The organism is Pseudarthrobacter sp. WHRI 8279 (assembly GCF_040224115.2).
Lineage (GTDB): Bacteria > Actinomycetota > Actinomycetes > Actinomycetales > Micrococcaceae > Arthrobacter.
Genome location: NZ_CP168162.1, coordinates 4260482 through 4276816, shown reverse-complemented (window position 1 = coordinate 4276816; position 16335 = coordinate 4260482). Strand labels below are relative to the sequence as shown.

The 16335-nt window shown below is 63.3% G+C and carries 10 protein-coding genes, 1 tRNA gene and 2 rRNA genes; 4 read left to right on the top strand and 9 right to left on the bottom strand.

The window, feature by feature from the left end; translation table 11 throughout:
* Positions 1 to 5: 5 nt before the first annotated feature.
* The 5 genes from ABRP28_RS19630 to ABRP28_RS19610 all read right to left on the bottom strand — a co-directional run bounded on the left by ABRP28_RS19630 (position 6) and on the right by ABRP28_RS19610 (position 5187).
* Complete coding sequence (locus ABRP28_RS19630) at positions 6 to 1262, bottom strand: MFS transporter (RefSeq protein ID WP_350004922.1); 1257 nt, start codon at positions 1260 to 1262, stop codon at positions 6 to 8.
* A gap of 11 nt (positions 1263 to 1273) precedes the next feature.
* The gene (locus tag ABRP28_RS19625; RefSeq protein WP_350004924.1) at positions 1274 to 3445 is read right to left on the bottom strand and encodes an elongation factor G-like protein EF-G2; all 2172 of its coding nucleotides are present in this window, start codon (positions 3443 to 3445) and stop codon (positions 1274 to 1276) included.
* Positions 3446 to 3544: 99 nt separating this feature from the next.
* Positions 3545 to 3970: a ChaB family protein gene (locus ABRP28_RS19620; RefSeq protein ID WP_350004926.1), complete on the bottom strand. Its 426-nt coding sequence runs from the start codon at positions 3968 to 3970 to the stop codon at positions 3545 to 3547.
* A 102-nt stretch (positions 3971 to 4072) separates the two neighbouring features.
* Positions 4073 to 4149 (bottom strand) — tRNA-Thr (locus ABRP28_RS19615).
* A gap of 165 nt (positions 4150 to 4314) precedes the next feature.
* Positions 4315 to 5187: a thioredoxin domain-containing protein gene (locus ABRP28_RS19610; RefSeq protein WP_350004928.1), complete on the bottom strand. Its 873-nt coding sequence runs from the start codon at positions 5185 to 5187 to the stop codon at positions 4315 to 4317.
* Between the two features lie 183 nt (positions 5188 to 5370).
* On the opposite strand from ABRP28_RS19610, the gene ABRP28_RS19605 reads away from it, so the two are divergent.
* The 4 genes from ABRP28_RS19605 (at position 5371) to ABRP28_RS19590 (ending at position 10544) form a co-directional block, all read left to right on the top strand.
* On the top strand, positions 5371 to 6873 hold the full coding sequence (locus tag ABRP28_RS19605; protein WP_350004930.1) for a trehalose-6-phosphate synthase: 1503 nt from the start codon (positions 5371 to 5373) through the stop codon (positions 6871 to 6873).
* Positions 6863 to 7699 carry a trehalose-phosphatase gene (gene otsB, locus ABRP28_RS19600; protein WP_350004934.1) on the top strand — a complete coding sequence of 279 codons (837 nt, stop codon included), beginning with the start codon at positions 6863 to 6865 and terminating at the stop codon, positions 7697 to 7699. The genes ABRP28_RS19605 and otsB overlap by 11 nt, the downstream gene beginning before the upstream one ends.
* A gap of 230 nt (positions 7700 to 7929) precedes the next feature.
* Positions 7930 to 9012 carry an ABC transporter ATP-binding protein gene (locus tag ABRP28_RS19595; RefSeq protein WP_174179677.1) on the top strand — a complete coding sequence of 361 codons (1083 nt, stop codon included), beginning with the start codon at positions 7930 to 7932 and terminating at the stop codon, positions 9010 to 9012.
* Between the two features lie 113 nt (positions 9013 to 9125).
* Positions 9126 to 10544 (top strand): DUF4032 domain-containing protein, encoded by a 1419-nt coding sequence (locus ABRP28_RS19590; protein WP_350004936.1) that lies wholly within the window; start codon positions 9126 to 9128, stop codon positions 10542 to 10544.
* Between the two features lie 3 nt (positions 10545 to 10547).
* Here ABRP28_RS19590 and ABRP28_RS19585 read toward each other — a convergent pair whose 3' ends face one another.
* From ABRP28_RS19585 to ABRP28_RS19570, 4 genes are all read right to left on the bottom strand, one after another.
* Positions 10548 to 11930, bottom strand: coding sequence for an FAD-binding oxidoreductase (locus ABRP28_RS19585; RefSeq protein ID WP_374152897.1), 1383 nt, complete (start codon positions 11928 to 11930; stop codon positions 10548 to 10550).
* A gap of 85 nt (positions 11931 to 12015) precedes the next feature.
* On the bottom strand, positions 12016 to 12507 hold the full coding sequence (locus ABRP28_RS19580; RefSeq protein WP_350004940.1) for a hypothetical protein: 492 nt from the start codon (positions 12505 to 12507) through the stop codon (positions 12016 to 12018).
* Positions 12508 to 12838: 331 nt separating this feature from the next.
* Positions 12839 to 12955 (bottom strand): 5S ribosomal RNA (gene rrf / locus ABRP28_RS19575).
* Between the two features lie 212 nt (positions 12956 to 13167).
* Positions 13168 to 16294: ribosomal RNA gene (locus ABRP28_RS19570) — 23S ribosomal RNA — on the bottom strand.
* Positions 16295 to 16335 lie beyond the last annotated feature (41 nt).

The following is a 16335-nucleotide window of genomic DNA, read 5'->3' as shown; positions in this document are numbered from 1 at the left end:
GGTTCCTAAGGCGCAGCCGAACTCCCCTCCGATGCCGTGTCCGCCCGCGGCCGCTGCCTGCGGCTGAGCAGGATGAAAGGCGCCGCGATCAGCTGCAGCGTGCCGCCCACGGCCAGGGAAGCCGGATAGCCGTAGAGGTCGGCGGCCCTGCCCAGCGCTGGCTGCACCACGACTCCCCCTGCCGAACCCATCAGGGAATCGAAGCTCAGCACCGTTGCCCGCTGCTTCGACGCAATCATGTCGTTGAGGTACGCCTGCCGCACGGGGGTGCCTGCTGAGGCCACCACGGCCCACAGCGCCAGGAGCGCCAGGGCAACCCAAAAGACGGTGGTGAACATCAGTACCACCAGGATGAGGGCACTGAAAATGTTGGTGGCAATCAGCACGCTGGTCCTCCGTTTGACCAGTTTGCGGATGCGCGGCGCCATCCAGCCGCCCACGATGTCCGCTCCTGCCACCAGAGCCGCTGCCAGGCCCGCGATTGCATAGGCCCGGGGATCTCCAAACAGCTGCAGCAGGTAGGGCTGCAGGGCGTAGAACACGTAGATGCCCACGCCTTCGGTGAACGGTGCGGCCAGCATGATGTACCGCACGGGCGGATGCCTCAGGCCGCCGTCCACTGAAGCTTTGAGGACCGCCCGTGTGGCCTGCAGTGGGTGGGCCGAGCGTTCAGGTGTGAAGCCGACGTCGTGCATGAGCAGGAAGGCCACCGCAAACATTGCCACCAGCACACCCACGCGCAGCAGGAACGGAACCCCCAGGTTCGTGGCCTGGGCGATCACCCCGCCTGCCACGGAGCCGCTGAGCATGGCCACCCCGGAGACCATCTGTCCGCGCCCGAGCACCACCTCCAGCCCGCCCTCGTATCCGGAGAAGCGCAGGGCATCCACCAGCCAGGCCTCCACCGCACCCGAAAAGAAGGTGAAGCCCAGGCCCAACAGGATTGAGACGGCGGCCCACCACCAGAAGGGGGCCGAAAACTGCCACAACAGGAAGTACAGGAACGTGGATCCGGCCAGCGTTACTGTCCCGAGGAGGAAGGACATCCGCCGCCCCCAGCCGTCCGCCACCACTCCGGTGGGCACTTCGAAGAGCACCATGCCCACCGTGAAGAAGGCGTTTGCGGCAAAGGCTTCAAGGTTGGTCAGCCCGGCATCCAGCAGGAAGAGCGTATTGATCCCCCAGATGAACGAGGCCGCGAGGGTGTTTCCCAGAGTCAGCGTGAGGTACACGCGCTGGATTTTCCGGGCAGCCGCGTTCATGGCAGGTGCTGCTATGAGGGGCTGAAGCTGGCAGGCACAGGGTCGTGCCGCAGGTACCGGCGGCGGAAGCGCCCGGTACCTGCGGTGAGTGCCCGCAGGTCAACGGCGTACCTCAGGAGTTCCTGGTCCGGGACCTCAGCGCCGATCTCAGTGAGCCCTTCGCCCGAGGATGTGGTTCCGGTGAGCCGTCCGCGACGGGCTGAAAGGTCGCTCATTACCGACCCCACGTGCTCATCCGCCACCATGATGGTCACGGAGGACACCGGTTCAAGCAGCTGGATCCGCCCGGCCGCTGCTGCCTCCCGCAGCGCCAGCGCACCCGCCGCCTGGAATGCTGCGTCCGAGGAATCCACGCTGTGCGCCTTGCCTCCCGTGAGCGTGACCCGCAGGTCCACCACGGGGAACCCCGCGCCCACGCCCTTCTCCATCTGGGCGCGGACGCCTTTTTCCACGGACGGGATGAAAGTCCCGGGAATGACGCCACCCACCGTTTTGTCCACGAATTCGAAACCCCCGCCGCGGGGAAGCGGCTCCACGTCGATGTCGCAGACGGCGTATTGCCCGTGTCCTCCGGACTGTTTGACGTGCCGGCCGTGTCCGGCCGCGGGCGCTGCGAAGGTTTCACGCAACGGCGTCACCACGTCAACGGTGTGCAGTTTCACGCCCTGGTCGCGGAGCCTGTCCAGCACCACCTCAACGTGGGCCTCACCCATGCACCAGAGGACCAGCTGGTGCGTTTCGGCATTCCGCTCCACGCGGAGGGTGGGATCGCCGGCCGCGATCTTCCCCAGGCTGCGCGCCAACGCGTCCTCGTCGCTGCGTGAATCGGGTTCCACCGCCACCGGCAGCAGCGGCTCCGGCATCTCCCACGTGGCCAGCAGGAGGGGCCGGTCCCGCCCGGAGATGGTGTCTCCGGTTTCGGCACTTCCCAGTTTTGCCACCGCGCACAGGTCTCCGGCCACGCAGTACGAAACGGGCCGCAGGGAGGCCCCCAGCGGTGAGTAGAGGTGCGTGACGCGTTCATCCGAATCATGGTCCTGGTGGCCGCGGTCCGCCAGCCCGTGGCCTCCGACGTGCACCGGGGCATCCTCACGCAGCGTCCCGGAGAAGACCCGGACCAGGCACACCCGTCCCAGGAACGGATCCACGGAGGTCCGGACCACTTCAGCCGCCAGCGGCCCCGCGGGATCGCACCGCAGGGCTTCCACCGGTGACCCCGCCAGGTCAGCGGCCCCGGGCAGGCGGCCGTCCGGCGGAGACGGAAAGGCCCGGACCAACACTTCCAGCAGTTCCGCAGTGCCCAGCCCGCTCACGGCGGATGTGGACAGGACCGGGAAGAAGGTGCCGCGTTCGACGGCGGTTTCCAGGTCGGCGACCAGGACGTCAGTATCGATGTCCTCGCCTTCGAGATAGCGGTCCATCAGGCTCTCGTCCTCGCTCTCGGCGATGATCCCCTCAATGAGCTCGCCCCTGGCGGAAGTGGACGCTGCAAGCTCGGCCGCATCCGCTGCCCGCACGGCGGCGGCCGGCTCCCCGGACGAATAGTCCGTGACCGTCCCGGACAACAGTCCCAGCAGGCCGGTGACCTCACCGCCTGCCCGCACCGGGACGTACAGCGGCAGGACGCCCTCGCCGAAGGCCTTCCGGCAGGCGGCCAGGACGCCGTCGTAATCCGCCCGGGGGTGGTCCATGCGGGTGATGGCGACCGCGCGGGGCAGCTGCATGAGCTCGCATTCACCCCACAGCGCAGTGGTGGTGGCATCGATGCCGTCCACGGCGGACACCACGAACAAGGCCGCGTCCGCCGCACGCAGTCCCGCCCGGAGCTCGCCGATGAAATCGGGGTAGCCAGGGGTGTCCAGGAGGTTCACTTTGATGTCGTCGATCAACAGCGGCACCAGGGACAGGGTCACAGAGCGTTGCTGGTGCACGGCCGCGGGGTCGGAATCGCTGACTGTGGTCCCGTCCGGAATGGATCCTTTGCGCGTGATCATGCCGTGGGCAGCGAGCAGCGCTTCTATCAGCATGGTTTTTCCGGCACCGGAATGTCCTACCAGCGCCACATTCCGGATTTTGGCCGGATCCTCCGCGGCAAAACCGGCAGAGGCGTCCGCGCGGCGGGACTCAGCTCCGTTGCGGCCAGCTGCCGTCCTGGCTGAGTCCTTGGTGCCCTTGACCGACATGGGAAACCTCCTGGCATCTTTGCCATCCGACCGGACTGAAACGTGTCCTCTGATTCGACACCCTGGAGGGTGGATCGGCAAGAGCCGTTGGGCCTGCGGTCAGCTGCCGCGCGCCTTTCGCGTGGCGGCGTCGTTGGCCTTCTGGATGGCCTTGACCAGCTCATCCTTGTCCATGGTGGAACGGCCGTCGATGTCCAGCTCCTGGGCAAGCTTATAGAGGTGCTCCTTGGAGGCGTTGGCATTCACCCCGCCGGCGGTGGGTTCGGAGGACGTTCCGCCCTCCTCCGCCCGCTTGTCCGAGGGGCCGCGCCTTTCCTTCGGCTCCCAATGGTCCCCCACCTTCTCATAGCTGTGCTTGAGGGAGGCGTAGGCCGCGCGCGCAGCCCGGCCCTCGTCATTGTCATAGCTTTCAAGGGCTGAATCGTAGGTCTTGGCGAAGGTGTCCTGGGCCTTTTGTTCAGAACGCTGCAGGGTGGAGGGCAGCTCTTCCTTGCGGGCGTGGTCGTTCTTGCCGGTCTTGGGCACGGCACCCACACTCCTTTCATCAGCAGGCTGATCATGCGGATGACTCCAGCTTAGCTGCGGGGAGCGCCAGGCGGCGGGCGGCCTGGCGGGAATGTTTTGTGGTGGAGCCCCCTGTCGGATTCGAACCGACGACCCCCGCTTTACAAGAGCGGTGCTCTGGCCAACTGAGCTAAGGAGGCGTGCCCCTGCGGGCGGGCGCCTGAACGGCGCTAGATAAGGTTAGCCCAACTGGTGCCGGTGGTAAAAACGCCCGCGGTTCCGAGGGAACCCGGCTTAACGCGGACGGCCCGCTTCCGGAAGAATCCGGGAGCGGGCCGCTGGCTGGGAAGGTTGAGGGAAAGGCTTTAGGCCTTGGCGTCGATTGCCGCCTGGATCTCCGCGTTCAGGTCGGTGCCGCCGTCCCACTGCTTGCCGTCAATGAACACCGTGGGCGTGCCGGTGATCCCGGTGTTTGCGGCCAGCTCCGTGGAATACTTCACGTACGGGCGGAAGGTCTTGTCGTCCACGCAGCTGTTGATGTCCGCGCCAATGTCGCTGGCCAGGGACTTCAGCTTGTCGTCGGACAGGCCCGCACCGCCTTCTGCGGGCTGGTTCTCGAAGAGGACGTTGACGTATTCCGCGTACTTGTCGGGGGCCGTGTCGGCAACGCATGCAGCCGCGTTGGCGGAACGGGAGGAGTAGTTGGTGCTGGACTGGCGGTCCAGGAAGCCCAGCGGCCGGTACTCCATGGTGATCTTGCCTTCGTTCCGCAGGCTTGTCAGGGCCTCGTTGTAGGTCTCTTCGAAGCGCAGGCACACCGGGCAGATGAAGTCGATGTACGCAATGACCTTGACGGGCTGGCCCTCCTCGGCTTCTGCCCCGGGCGCCACCACGGGGCTGGGCGGGGTCTCAGGCTTGGTCAACGTGGTCACGTCAACGTTGGCAGGATCCGTCTGCTTGACGTCGGTGTTGGCCAGGAGGGTCACGCCGCCATTGACGTTGGCGTTCGCAGGCACGGGCCCCTGGTCGGCGATGGGAGTGTTCTGCCTGATGCTGGTGGTGACCACCAATGCAACAACAGCCAGGATGGCCACGACAGCCGCCACGATGCCCCAGCCGATGAGCAGTTTGTTGCGCTTGTCCTTTTTCAGCTGCGCGTCACGGATCAGGCGTGCCTTTTCCCGCGCCTCCGCGGTTCGCTCAGCCTTGGACTTACGGACTTCGTTTGCAGGGCTCATGTGTTCCTTGGGTCGGTTGACGTGGGGGGGGGACCACTTCGTGGCAACTCCATACATTTTAGGGGAGAAAGCTGGGAGCTTGCTCCTTCAAGTATCGGCGGGGTTGACGAACAGCCGAATAGCACGGAAGATTCCGTCCCGTTAGGGTGGGCACAGAGGCACAAGCAACCCCAGGGGGCCGCAATGCAAACACCCGTCCAGGAAAAATCCACCGCCCCGGCGACGTCCGGCGCCGCCGGGCCCGGCCACGGCGGAGAAACAAAGTACGACTTCATGGTGGTGTCCAACAGGCTGCCTGTGGACCGCTGCGCCCCGGGCGAGAGCGGGGACGACGGCTCCGGCTGGCGCCGCTCCCCCGGCGGGCTGGTGACGGCACTGGCACCCATGATGACCAAGACAGACGGCGCCTGGGTGGGGTGGCACGGCGCGCCCGACGAGACGGTCAAGCCCTTCAGCCACGGCGGCATGGACCTCGTACCGGTACAGCTCAGCACCGACGATGTGGAGCTGTACTACGAGGGGTTCTCCAACGCCACCCTCTGGCCGCTCTACCACGACGTCATCGCCCCTCCGGAGTTCCACCGGACCTGGTGGGACGCCTACCGCAAGGTCAACAAAAGGTTCGCCGACGCCGTCATCCGCCATGCCGACGAGGGCGCCACTGTATGGGTGCAGGACTACCAGCTCCAGCTGGTGCCGCGCATGCTGCGTGAAGCCCGGCCGGACCTCCGGATCGGGTTCTTCAACCACATTCCGTTCCCTCCGCCGGAGATCTTCGCCCAGCTGCCCTGGCGCCAGGCAATCATCGACGGGCTCCTCGGCGCCGACCTGGTGGGCTTCCAGAGGACCAGCGACGCCGGCAATTTCATGCGCTCGGCTCGCCGCTTCCTGGGCGCCAGCGTTAAGCAGCAGCAGGTCCACGTGAAGGGCCACGACGGCGAAGTCACGCATATCGCACGCGCCCAGGCCTTCCCCATCTCCATCGATGTCCGGCAGATCAGCGAACTGGCCGCCAAACCGGAAATCGTTGAGCGGGCCCGCCAGATCCGCCAGGACCTTGGCAACCCCAAAACCATCCTGCTCGGCGTCGACCGGCTGGATTACACCAAGGGAATCCGGCACCGCCTCAAGGCCTTCGAGGAACTCCTGGCGGACGGCAAGCTGTCTGTCGGCGAGGCCACCCTGATCCAGGTGGCCAGCCCCAGCCGCGAGCGCGTTGAGCAGTACCGCCTCCTGCGCGAGGAGGTGGAGGGCACTGTAGGCCATATCAACGGCACCTACGACACCATCGAGAACACCGCCGTCCGCTACCTGCACCACAGCTATCCCGTCGAGGAGATGGTGGCGCTGTACCTCGCCGCCGACGTCATGCTGGTCACGGCACTCCGGGACGGCATGAACCTCGTAGCCAAGGAATACGTCACGGCACGCACCAACAACGACGGCGCCCTGGTCCTGAGTGAGTTCGCCGGTGCAGCCGACCAGCTCAAGCAGGCCCTGCTGATGAACCCCCACGACATTGACGGGCTCAAGGGCGCCATCATGCGGGCCGTGGAGATGCAGCCGAGGGAAGCCGGCCGCCGGATGCGGGCCATGCGCAAGCAGATCCTCGAGCACGATGTGGACCACTGGTCCGCGGACTTCCTGCACGCGCTCAACGAAAAGGTGGTCCGCGATGACTCCTGATGCCCGCCACGCCAAGGACAAGCTCGCACTGACCCCTGAACTCCGGGCGGCCATCCGGGAGATCGCCGCCACCGAGCACCTGCTGGTGGCCATGGATTTTGACGGGACCATGGCACCCATCGTTGGCCACGCGGATGAGGCCCGGCCCCTGCCACGCTCCGCAACGGCCTTCGCCGGGCTCGCCGTGCTTCCCCGGACGACGACGGCACTGATCTCCGGGCGCGCCCTCGCCAGCCTGCGCGCCGTCGCGTCCCCGCCCGTGAACACCCTCCTCATCGGCAGCCACGGGGCGGAGGCCTGGCTGGGCCCCGGATCCACCGGGCTGACACTCGATCCGGAGCAAAAAGCACTCCTTGCCGAGGTGCGCGCCATCCTGGCGGACATCGTCAAGGAAGCGCCGGGCACCATGCTCGAGGACAAACCGGCGGGGGTGGTCCTGCACACCCGCCTCGCCCCCGATGACGTAGCCGACGACGCCGTGGCCGCGGCGCGTTCCGTGTTGCAGGACAGGCAGGGGGTGTTCCTCAAGGACGGCAAGCGGGTCCTTGAAACCTCGGTGGTCAATGCGTCCAAGGGCGAAGGCGTCACATTCCTACGGCAGATCACTGGTGCCACGGGCGTCCTTTTCGCCGGCGACGACACCACGGACGAGGACGCCCTGGCTCGGCTGGAACCGGGGGACGTCGGCGTTAAAGTGGGCCTGGATTTCACCCAGGCCCAGTACCGGGTAGAGGCGCCGGTGCATGTGGCGGAATTGCTGGAGGTACTGCTTCAGGAACGCAGCATGGCCGTCGCGGAGGAAGATCCGGGCACGTCCGCGCCGTGATGCGGCGCACCCGGGTTGTGCAAGCTCACGTGTGACCTCCGTAACATTTGCAACCAATAGCGGAACATCTGACATACTCTTGCTTGTGATGTGGCGCACAAGAACCGTGCGGCGTCACTCAACGCTCTCCTGCTATGACAAGAAGGCGTCTGCAGTACAAAACTGAACAAACATGAACCATTCACAACGGATCGTCCGGCACGTACCTGCCGGTGAAGGGATTGATAACTGTGGCTACAGTTACTTTTGATAACGCTACGCGTCTGTACCCGGGCACAGATAAGCCCGCCGTCGATAAGCTCAACATCGACATCGCCGATGGCGAATTCCTGGTCCTCGTTGGACCCTCCGGTTGCGGTAAGTCCACCTCCCTGCGCATGCTCGCAGGCCTCGAGGACGTCAACGCCGGCCGCATCCTGATTGGCGACCGCGACGTCACCGACGTTCCCCCGAAGGACCGCGACATCGCGATGGTTTTCCAGAACTACGCGCTGTACCCGCACATGACTGTGGCCGACAACATGGGCTTCGCCCTGAAGATCGCAGGCGTCTCCAAGGAAGAGCGCGCCGAGCGCGTCCGCGAAGCCGCCAAGCTTCTTGACCTTGAGCAGTACCTGGACCGCAAGCCGAAGGCACTTTCCGGCGGTCAGCGCCAGCGTGTCGCCATGGGCCGCGCAATCGTGCGTAACCCGCAGGTCTTCCTCATGGATGAGCCGCTCTCCAACCTTGATGCCAAGCTCCGCGTCCAGACCCGTACCCAGATCGCCTCGCTGACCCGCCGCCTGGGCGTTACCACCGTCTACGTGACCCACGACCAGGTCGAGGCCATGACGATGGGTGACCGCGTTGCTGTGCTGAAGGACGGCCTGCTGATGCAGGTCGACACCCCGCGCAACCTGTACGACAAGCCCAAGAACGTCTTCGTTGCAGGCTTCATTGGCTCCCCCGCCATGAACCTCCTCGAGCTCCCCGTTGTCGACGGCGGCGTCCAGTTCGGCGGAACGGTGTACCCCGTGCCGCGCAACGTCCTGGAAGAGGCACACGGCTCCACGGTTACCCTCGGAAGCCGTCCGGAAGACCTCGAAACCGCTCCGCAGGGCGAAGGCCTGAAGGTTGAGGTCGACGTCGTCGAAGAGCTCGGTGCCGACGCCTACGTTTACGGCCACACCACCCTTGACGGCAAGGACCACGACATCGTGGCACGCGTCGACGGCCGCCGCCCCCCGATGAAGGGCGAGGTCATCTACGTCCGGCCGCAGTCGGGCCACGTGCACCTGTTCGACACCAAGACCGGCCTGCGCCTGGGCGACTAGTCCCCACCGCACAATTGACGGCGGCTCCTCCTCACGGATGGGCCGCCGTCGGCTGTTAACCGTGCCTGCAAAAGAAATTAGCTGGACGCCCCGACGTACGGAAGAATTGGACCATGACCGAGGAATACAGCGCCCAGTGGCACGACGAACCCACCGACTATGCGCAGATCGGCAAACTGCCGCGGTTTGTTGCCGCCAGCGCCGATGACGGCAAGGCTGCCTCGGTTTCCAGCTCCCTGAACATCACGGCGGCAGCGGCCGATCCCGAGCTGCTGGACCTGCCGTGGCACATCGCCCTGGAAGACTGGCCGGCGGAAAACCTGGCGGCCCTCCCCCGGGGCATCTCCCGCCACATCGTGCGCTTCGCCCACCTTGGCGGCTCCGTGATCGCCATCAAGGAAACCTCCGAGCACGTGGCGCGCCACGAGTATCACATGCTCCGGAAGCTGGCCCGGCTGGACGTCCCTTGCGTGGAACCGGTGGCCGTCATCACCGGACGCACCACCCTGGATGGACGTCCGCTGAACCCGGTGCTCGTCACCAGGCACCTGAAATTTTCCATGCCGTACCGCGCCCTGTTCTCCCAGATGCTCCGCAAGGACACCCTGACGCGCCTCATCGATGCCCAGGCGCTGCTCCTGGTGCGGCTGCACCTCATCGGCTTCTACTGGGGCGATGTGTCGCTCTCCAATACGCTGTTCCGGCGCGACGCCGGCGCGTTCGCTGCCTACCTCGTGGACGCGGAAACGGGCGAGCTCTATCCGGACCTCTCCACAGGGCAGCGCGAGTACGACCTCGAGATCGCTCGGGTGAACATTGCGGGCGAGCTGATGGACCTGCTGGACGGCGGCCTGATCGAGGAAAAGGTGGACCCGGTGGCCACCAGCGAGCTCATCATGGACAGTTACCGCCGGCTCTGGGCGGAGCTCACTGAGAAGGAATCCTTCGAACTTGGTGAGCGCTGGCGCGTGAGTGCCAGGATCCGGCGGCTTAACGAACTCGGTTTCGACGTCGAGGAATACGCCATCAAGACCACCCAGAACGGCTCCACCATCCAGCTGCAGCCCAAAGTGGTGGACGCCGGGCACCACCAGCGGCGGCTGCTGCGGCTCACGGGCATCGATGCGCAGGAGAACCAGGCGCGCCGGCTCCTGAACGACATGGATTCGTTCCGGGCGGACAACAACCCGGACATGGACGAGGAATACAGCGCGCATCTCTGGGTCAGCCAGATCTTCGAGCCGATCGTCAGGTCCATTCCGCGGGACCTTTCGGGGAAGCTGGAGCCGGCTGAAGTGGTGCACGAGGTTCTGGAGCACCGTTGGTACATGTCCGAAAAGCAGGAGCGCCACATCCCGCTGGCTGAAGCCGTGCAGTCCTACATCGACTCCATCCTGCGCCACCGGCGTGATGAAGCCGCGATCATGCTGAACCCGGACACGGGGATGCTGAAGATCCTCGAGGTGGAGACGGAAGAGTCCCGCTACGGCGACGATGAGTCGATTGACGAATATCCGGACTCCGACGACTAAGGGCTAGATTGCCTTTCCGGGGTTGAGGATGCCCGCAGGATCAAACAGTGCCTTGATCCTGCGCTGGAGTTCACGGACCGGCTCCGGCTGCTCCTGGCCCAGCCAGCGCAGCTTGTACTGCCCCACCCCGTGCTCACCGGTGATTGTGCCGCCCATTGCCAGTGCGGCGGTGATGGACTCGTCCAGGACCCGCTGGAGCCGCTCCATGGCGCCTGCGTCCACACCATTCCCCGTCCGGTCGATCCAAAAGGTGGGGTGCAGGTTGCCATCGCCGGCGTGGGCCACCACCTTGAGGTGCACCCCGTGGTTCAAGGCCATGCCTTCCAGCGCTGCCACGTAGTCCACAAGCCGGGAACGGGGAACGGCCACGTCCTCGCCCACCCGGTATTCGTCGTCGACCTCCACACCCCTGCTGTGGCGGCGGAGCTCGACCAGCCGTTCGGCCTCTGCACTCGCTTCCGTACTGACGGCGGCCCCGCCCGCCAGCAGGACATCCCGGACCACCTGTGCCTCGGCAGCAGCGCCATATCCGTCGGTCTGGATCAGGAGCAGGGAGCGGCCCCTGGCGGTGAGGTCCGATCCGTGGATGTCATCGAGCTGGGCCAGGGTGCCGCCGTCGAGCAGTTCCATGATGGCTGGCTGGACCCGGGCCCTTCCCACTGCCAAAACCCCTGCGGCGGCCAGCCTGAAGTCAGGGTAGAACGCCGCGATGGTATGTACGTCCCGGGGCAGGTACTTCAGGCGCACGGTGACGCCGACGACGATGCCGAGCGTCCCTTCGGACCCTACGAACAAGCCGGTGAGATCGTAGCCTGCCACGCCTTTGAAGGTTTGATGGCCGGTGTGGATGAGTGAGCCGTCGGCAAGCACCACATCCAGAGCCAGGACGGAGTCCCGTGTGACCCCGTATTTGGCGCAGCGTAACCCGCCTGCGTTGGTGGCTACGTTCCCGCCGATGGTTGAACTCCGGAAGCTGGCGGGATCGGGCGCGTACATCAGCCCGTGCTGCGCGGCTGCGTCGTTCAGGACGGCATTGACGACGCCCGGCTCAACCCTGGCCGTCTCATCGTCCGGGTTCAGCGCGAGGATGCGGTCCATGCGCTCCAGGGACATAACAATGCAGTTCTTCGTGGCGTGGGCTCCGCCGGAGACACCCGTGCCCGCGCCTCTCGGCACGACGGCGGTACCGCTGTCTCTACAAGCGCGCACTACCACCTGGACCTCTTCCACGGATTCCGGGAAGACAACAGCCAGCGGCAGCTGGAAGTCGATAACTGGGGCCTGGTCCACGGCGTACCGGCGTAGGGAAACCTCTTCCGCGTCTACCTGCCCGGGTGCCAGGATCCTCTCCAGCTCGTCTACTACGTTTCCCAACCGGGCCTCCATACGTCGTGGGTTTTCCCCAGTCTAGGGGGATACCCTAACGGCGCACTTGCTGGGACCTGCACTCGTCCGCAGCGTAAGCCACGGCTCAGGCAGCGCCCATAAACCGGGCGTACCTGGCAAGGATCAGCGGCCAGGCTTCGGCATAGGTGGCCCTGGTGGCAACAGGGTCTTCAGCTCCCTCCCAGCCGTCGTGGACTATCCGCAGTTCGGCTCCCTCCGGGACTGCCCGGAAGGCGACCAGCAGCTCCGTGGACCACAGCGCCGTGGTGCCGGGATGCCAGGTTGCATGGAAGGACAGCGGAGGCTGCCAGTCATCCAGCGTTCCCCAGATGCTGGTGCGTCCGTCGTCCGACGTTTCGAGGATGAGGTTCTCCTCAAACTCAACATAGGAGCCGGCCCCATAAACGCCGTGCGATTCCAAAGGCCACCAGAGATGGGTGTGGTCCGTAAAGCCGGCGAATGCATGCGCTACGCTTCCCGGTACTAGCACCGTGTGAACCAGGGGCTCCAGGAGCTCGAAAGCAGGGTGGGCATCGTCTCTGGAGGGTTCTTGCTGATGGCTGAAGAGGCTATCCATGCTGTCCAACTTTACCGCCCCTCCCCCTGCGGCGCTCTCGCAGTCAATGTCGGGTTTCGCGGGACGCTCTCGCTCACGGTGTGGGTGGTGGGGGCCGGCAGGAGGTGGAATTGCGTGCCCCGGGGGAACCGGCGTTCAGTGAGTGAGGATCACCCGGGAAACCGAGGATAAGTGGGAGAGGGTCGCCCGGGCGGCCGTTGCCTGGTGCTCCGCTGGTGTGTCCCTGGCCTCGGCGTCAGGTGCGTGGCATGGGCGCGTGGTCGTGTTTTGGGTGTGGTGTGTTAAATGTGGGAGGCCCCAACCATGGTGGTTGGGGCCTCGACCAATGTGTGTCCGGCGGTGACCTACTCTCCCACACCCTCCCGGGTGCAGTACCATCGGCGCTGTGGGTCTTAGCTTCCGGGTTCGGAATGGGACCGGGCGTTTCCCCCACGCTATGACCGCCGTAACCCTGTTACCCGCCACCAACCCCTTTGGGGGTGGTGTGGGAAGTCTTGTGTGGTTACAACATTGTGGTGTTGATATTCAGTTGTTGGTTCCTTGCCAGCAAACGGGTGGGTTTGTTGGTTGGGAACCACATAGTGGACGCAAGCAGTCTTGTTATCTTTTTACCCTTTCCTGGTGTGAACGTCTTTTGAATCCGTTCACGGAAGAGGGTGTGTGGTGTAAGTTATCGGCCTATTAGTACCGGTCAGCTTCACGAGTCGTTAGTCCTCGCTTCCACATCCGGCCTATCAACCCAGTGGTCTGGCTGGGGGCCTCTCACACACAAGGTGTATGGAAATCTCATCTTGAAGCGAGCTTCCCGCTTAGATGCTTTCAGCGGTTATCCCATCCGAACGTAGCTAATCAGCGGTGCACTTGGCAGTACAACTGACACACCAGAGGTTCGTCCGTCCCGGTCCTCTCGTACTAAGGACAGCCCTTCTCAAATTTCCTGCGCGCGCAGCGGATAGGGACCGAACTGTCTCACGACGTTCTAAACCCAGCTCGCGTACCGCTTTAATGGGCGAACAGCCCAACCCTTGGGACCTACTCCAGCCCCAGGATGCGACGAGCCGACATCGAGGTGCCAAACCATGCCGTCGATATGGACTCTTGGGCAAGATCAGCCTGTTATCCCCGAGGTACCTTTTATCCGTTGAGCGACGGCCATTCCACAATGTACCGCCGGATCACTAGTCCCGACTTTCGTCCCTGCTCGAGATGTCTCTCTCACAGTCAAGCTCCCTTGTGCACTTACACTCGACACCTGATTGCCAACCAGGCTGAGGGAACCTTTGGGCGCCTCCGTTACTTTTTAGGAGGCAACCGCCCCAGTTAAACTACCCATCAGGCACTGTCCCTGACCCGGATTACGGGCCGAAGTTAGATGTCCAAAGTGACCAGAGTGGTATTTCAACGATGACTCCACCCGAACTGGCGTCCGGGCTTCAACGTCTCCCACCTATCCTACACAAGCCACTCCGAACACCAATACCAAACTATAGTAAAGGTCTCGGGGTCTTTCCGTCCTGCTGCGCGTAACGAGCATCTTTACTCGTACTGCAATTTCGCCGAGTTTATGGTTGAGACAGCGGGGAAGTCGTTACTCCATTCGTGCAGGTCGGAACTTACCCGACAAGGAATTTCGCTACCTTAGGATGGTTATAGTTACCACCGCCGTTTACTGGGGCTTAAATTCTCAGCTTCGCCTTGCGGCTAACCGGTCCTCTTAACCTTCCAGCACCGGGCAGGAGTCAGTCCGTATACATCGTCTTGCGACTTCGCACGGACCTGTGTTTTTAGTAAACAGTCGCTTCCCCCTGGTCTCTGCGGCCCCGATCCCCTCCACACCGCGTGGGTGTATCAAGGTTGGGGCCCCCCTTCTCCCGAAGTTACGGGGGCATTTTGCCGAGTTCCTTAACCATAATTCTCTCGATCGCCTTAGTATTCTCTACCTGATCACCTGTGTCGGTTTGGGGTACGGGCGGCTAAAACCTCGCGTCGATGCTTTTCTCGGCAGCATAGGATCACCAAATCCCCCCAAACGGGGGTCCCATCAGATCTCAGGCATCATGAACAGCGGATTTGCCTACCGTTCGCCCTACATCCTTAGACCGGGACAACCATCGCCCGGCTTGGCTACCTTCCTGCGTCACACCTGTTAATACGCTTGCCTCCCAGGATCAGGTCCTGCGCTCCACCAAAACCCTCACACCACAAGGGCGATCGGGCAGGTCTCGGGCAGTTAGTATCCCCTGTTCAGCATGGGCGGTTTTTCGCCGGTACGGGAATATCAACCCGTTGTCCATCGACTACGCCTGTCGGCCTCGCCTTAGGTCCCGACTTACCCAGGGCAGATTAGCTTGACCCTGGAACCCTTGATCATTCGGCGGACGGGTTTCTCACCCGTCTTTCGCTACTCATGCCTGCATTCTCACTCGTGTAGGCTCCACCGCTGGTTTACACCGCGACTTCACCGCCCACACGACGCTCCCCTACCCATCCAGACGCCTGAACCACAAGGGCTTAGCTAATATCTGAATGCCACAACTTCGGCGGTGTACTTGAGCCCCGCTACATTGTCGGCGCGGAATCACTTGACCAGTGAGCTATTACGCACTCTTTTAAGGATGGCTGCTTCTAAGCCAACCTCCTGGTTGTCTTCGCAACTCCACATCCTTTCCCACTTAGCACACGCTTAGGGGCCTTAGTTGGTGGTCTGGGCTGTTTCCCTCTCGACTATGAAGCTTATCCCCCACAGTCTCACTGCTGCGCTCTCACTTACCGGCATTCGGAGTTTGGCTGACGTCAGTAACCTTGTAGGGCCCATTAGCCATCCAGTAGCTCTACCTCCAGCAAGAAACACGCAACGCTGCACCTAAATGCATTTCGGGGAGAACCAGCTATCACGAAGTTTGATTGGCCTTTCACCCCTACCCACAGCTCATCCCCTCCATTTTCAACTGAAGTGGGTTCGGTCCTCCACGACGTCTTACCGTCGCTTCAACCTGGCCATGGGTAGATCACTTCGCTTCGGGTCTAGATCACGCCACTGCAACGCCCTATTCAGACTCGCTTTCGCTACGGCTGCCCCACACGGGTTAACCTCGCGACGTAACACTAACTCGCAGGCTCATTCTTCAAAAGGCACGCCGTCACCAGAATCAGACTGGCTCCGACGGATTGTAAGCACACGGTTTCAGGTACTGTTTCACTCCCCTCCCGGGGTACTTTTCACCTTTCCCTCACGGTACTGGTCCGCTATCGGTCATTAGGGAGTATTTAGGCTTATCAGGTGGTCCTGACAGATTCGCACGGGATTTCTCGGGCCCCGTACTACTTGGGATACTCATCCGGGCGGTACACAACATTACGGTTACGGGGCTAACACCCTCTCTGGCCGGCCTTTCAAAACCGTTCACCTATGCCTGCACATCACACCCCACCAGCCCGGCAGAACTGGTATGGAAAGTCCCACAACCCCGACCATGCAACGCCCGCCGGCTATCACACATGGAACGGTTTAGCCTGATCCGCGTTCGCTCGCCACTACTAACGGAATCACTATTGTTTTCTCTTCCTGCGGGTACTGAGATGTTTCACTTCCCCGCGTTCCCTCCACGCACCCTATGTGTTCAGATGCGGGTCACCAGGCAACTCGCGCCCCTGGCGGGGTTTCCCCATTCGGACACCCTGGGATCACAGTCCGGTTATCGACTCCCCCAGGCTTATCGCAGATTCCTACGTCCTTCTTCGGCTCCTAATGCCAAGGCATCCACCGTGTGCTCTTAAAAACTTGACCACAAAAGATCAATCAGTAATTTTCGAGAGAACCATGAAAAC

Bases quoted from the DNA above. Each gene is read 5' to 3' on its own strand.
- ABRP28_RS19630 (WP_350004922.1), bottom strand. From the start codon at position 1,262: ATGAACGCGGCTGCCCGGAAAATCCAGCGCGTGTACCTCACGCTGACT.
- ABRP28_RS19625 (WP_350004924.1), bottom strand. From the start codon at position 3,445: ATGTCGGTCAAGGGCACCAAGGACTCAGCCAGGACGGCAGCTGGCCGC.
- ABRP28_RS19610 (WP_350004928.1), bottom strand. From the start codon at position 5,187: ATGAGCCCTGCAAACGAAGTCCGTAAGTCCAAGGCTGAGCGAACCGCG.
- ABRP28_RS19605 (WP_350004930.1), top strand. From the start codon at position 5,371: ATGCAAACACCCGTCCAGGAAAAATCCACCGCCCCGGCGACGTCCGGC.
- otsB (WP_350004934.1), top strand. From the start codon at position 6,863: ATGACTCCTGATGCCCGCCACGCCAAGGACAAGCTCGCACTGACCCCT.
- ABRP28_RS19590 (WP_350004936.1), top strand. From the start codon at position 9,126: ATGACCGAGGAATACAGCGCCCAGTGGCACGACGAACCCACCGACTAT.
- ABRP28_RS19585 (WP_374152897.1), bottom strand. From the start codon at position 11,930: ATGGAGGCCCGGTTGGGAAACGTAGTAGACGAGCTGGAGAGGATCCTG.
- ABRP28_RS19580 (WP_350004940.1), bottom strand. From the start codon at position 12,507: ATGGATAGCCTCTTCAGCCATCAGCAAGAACCCTCCAGAGACGATGCC.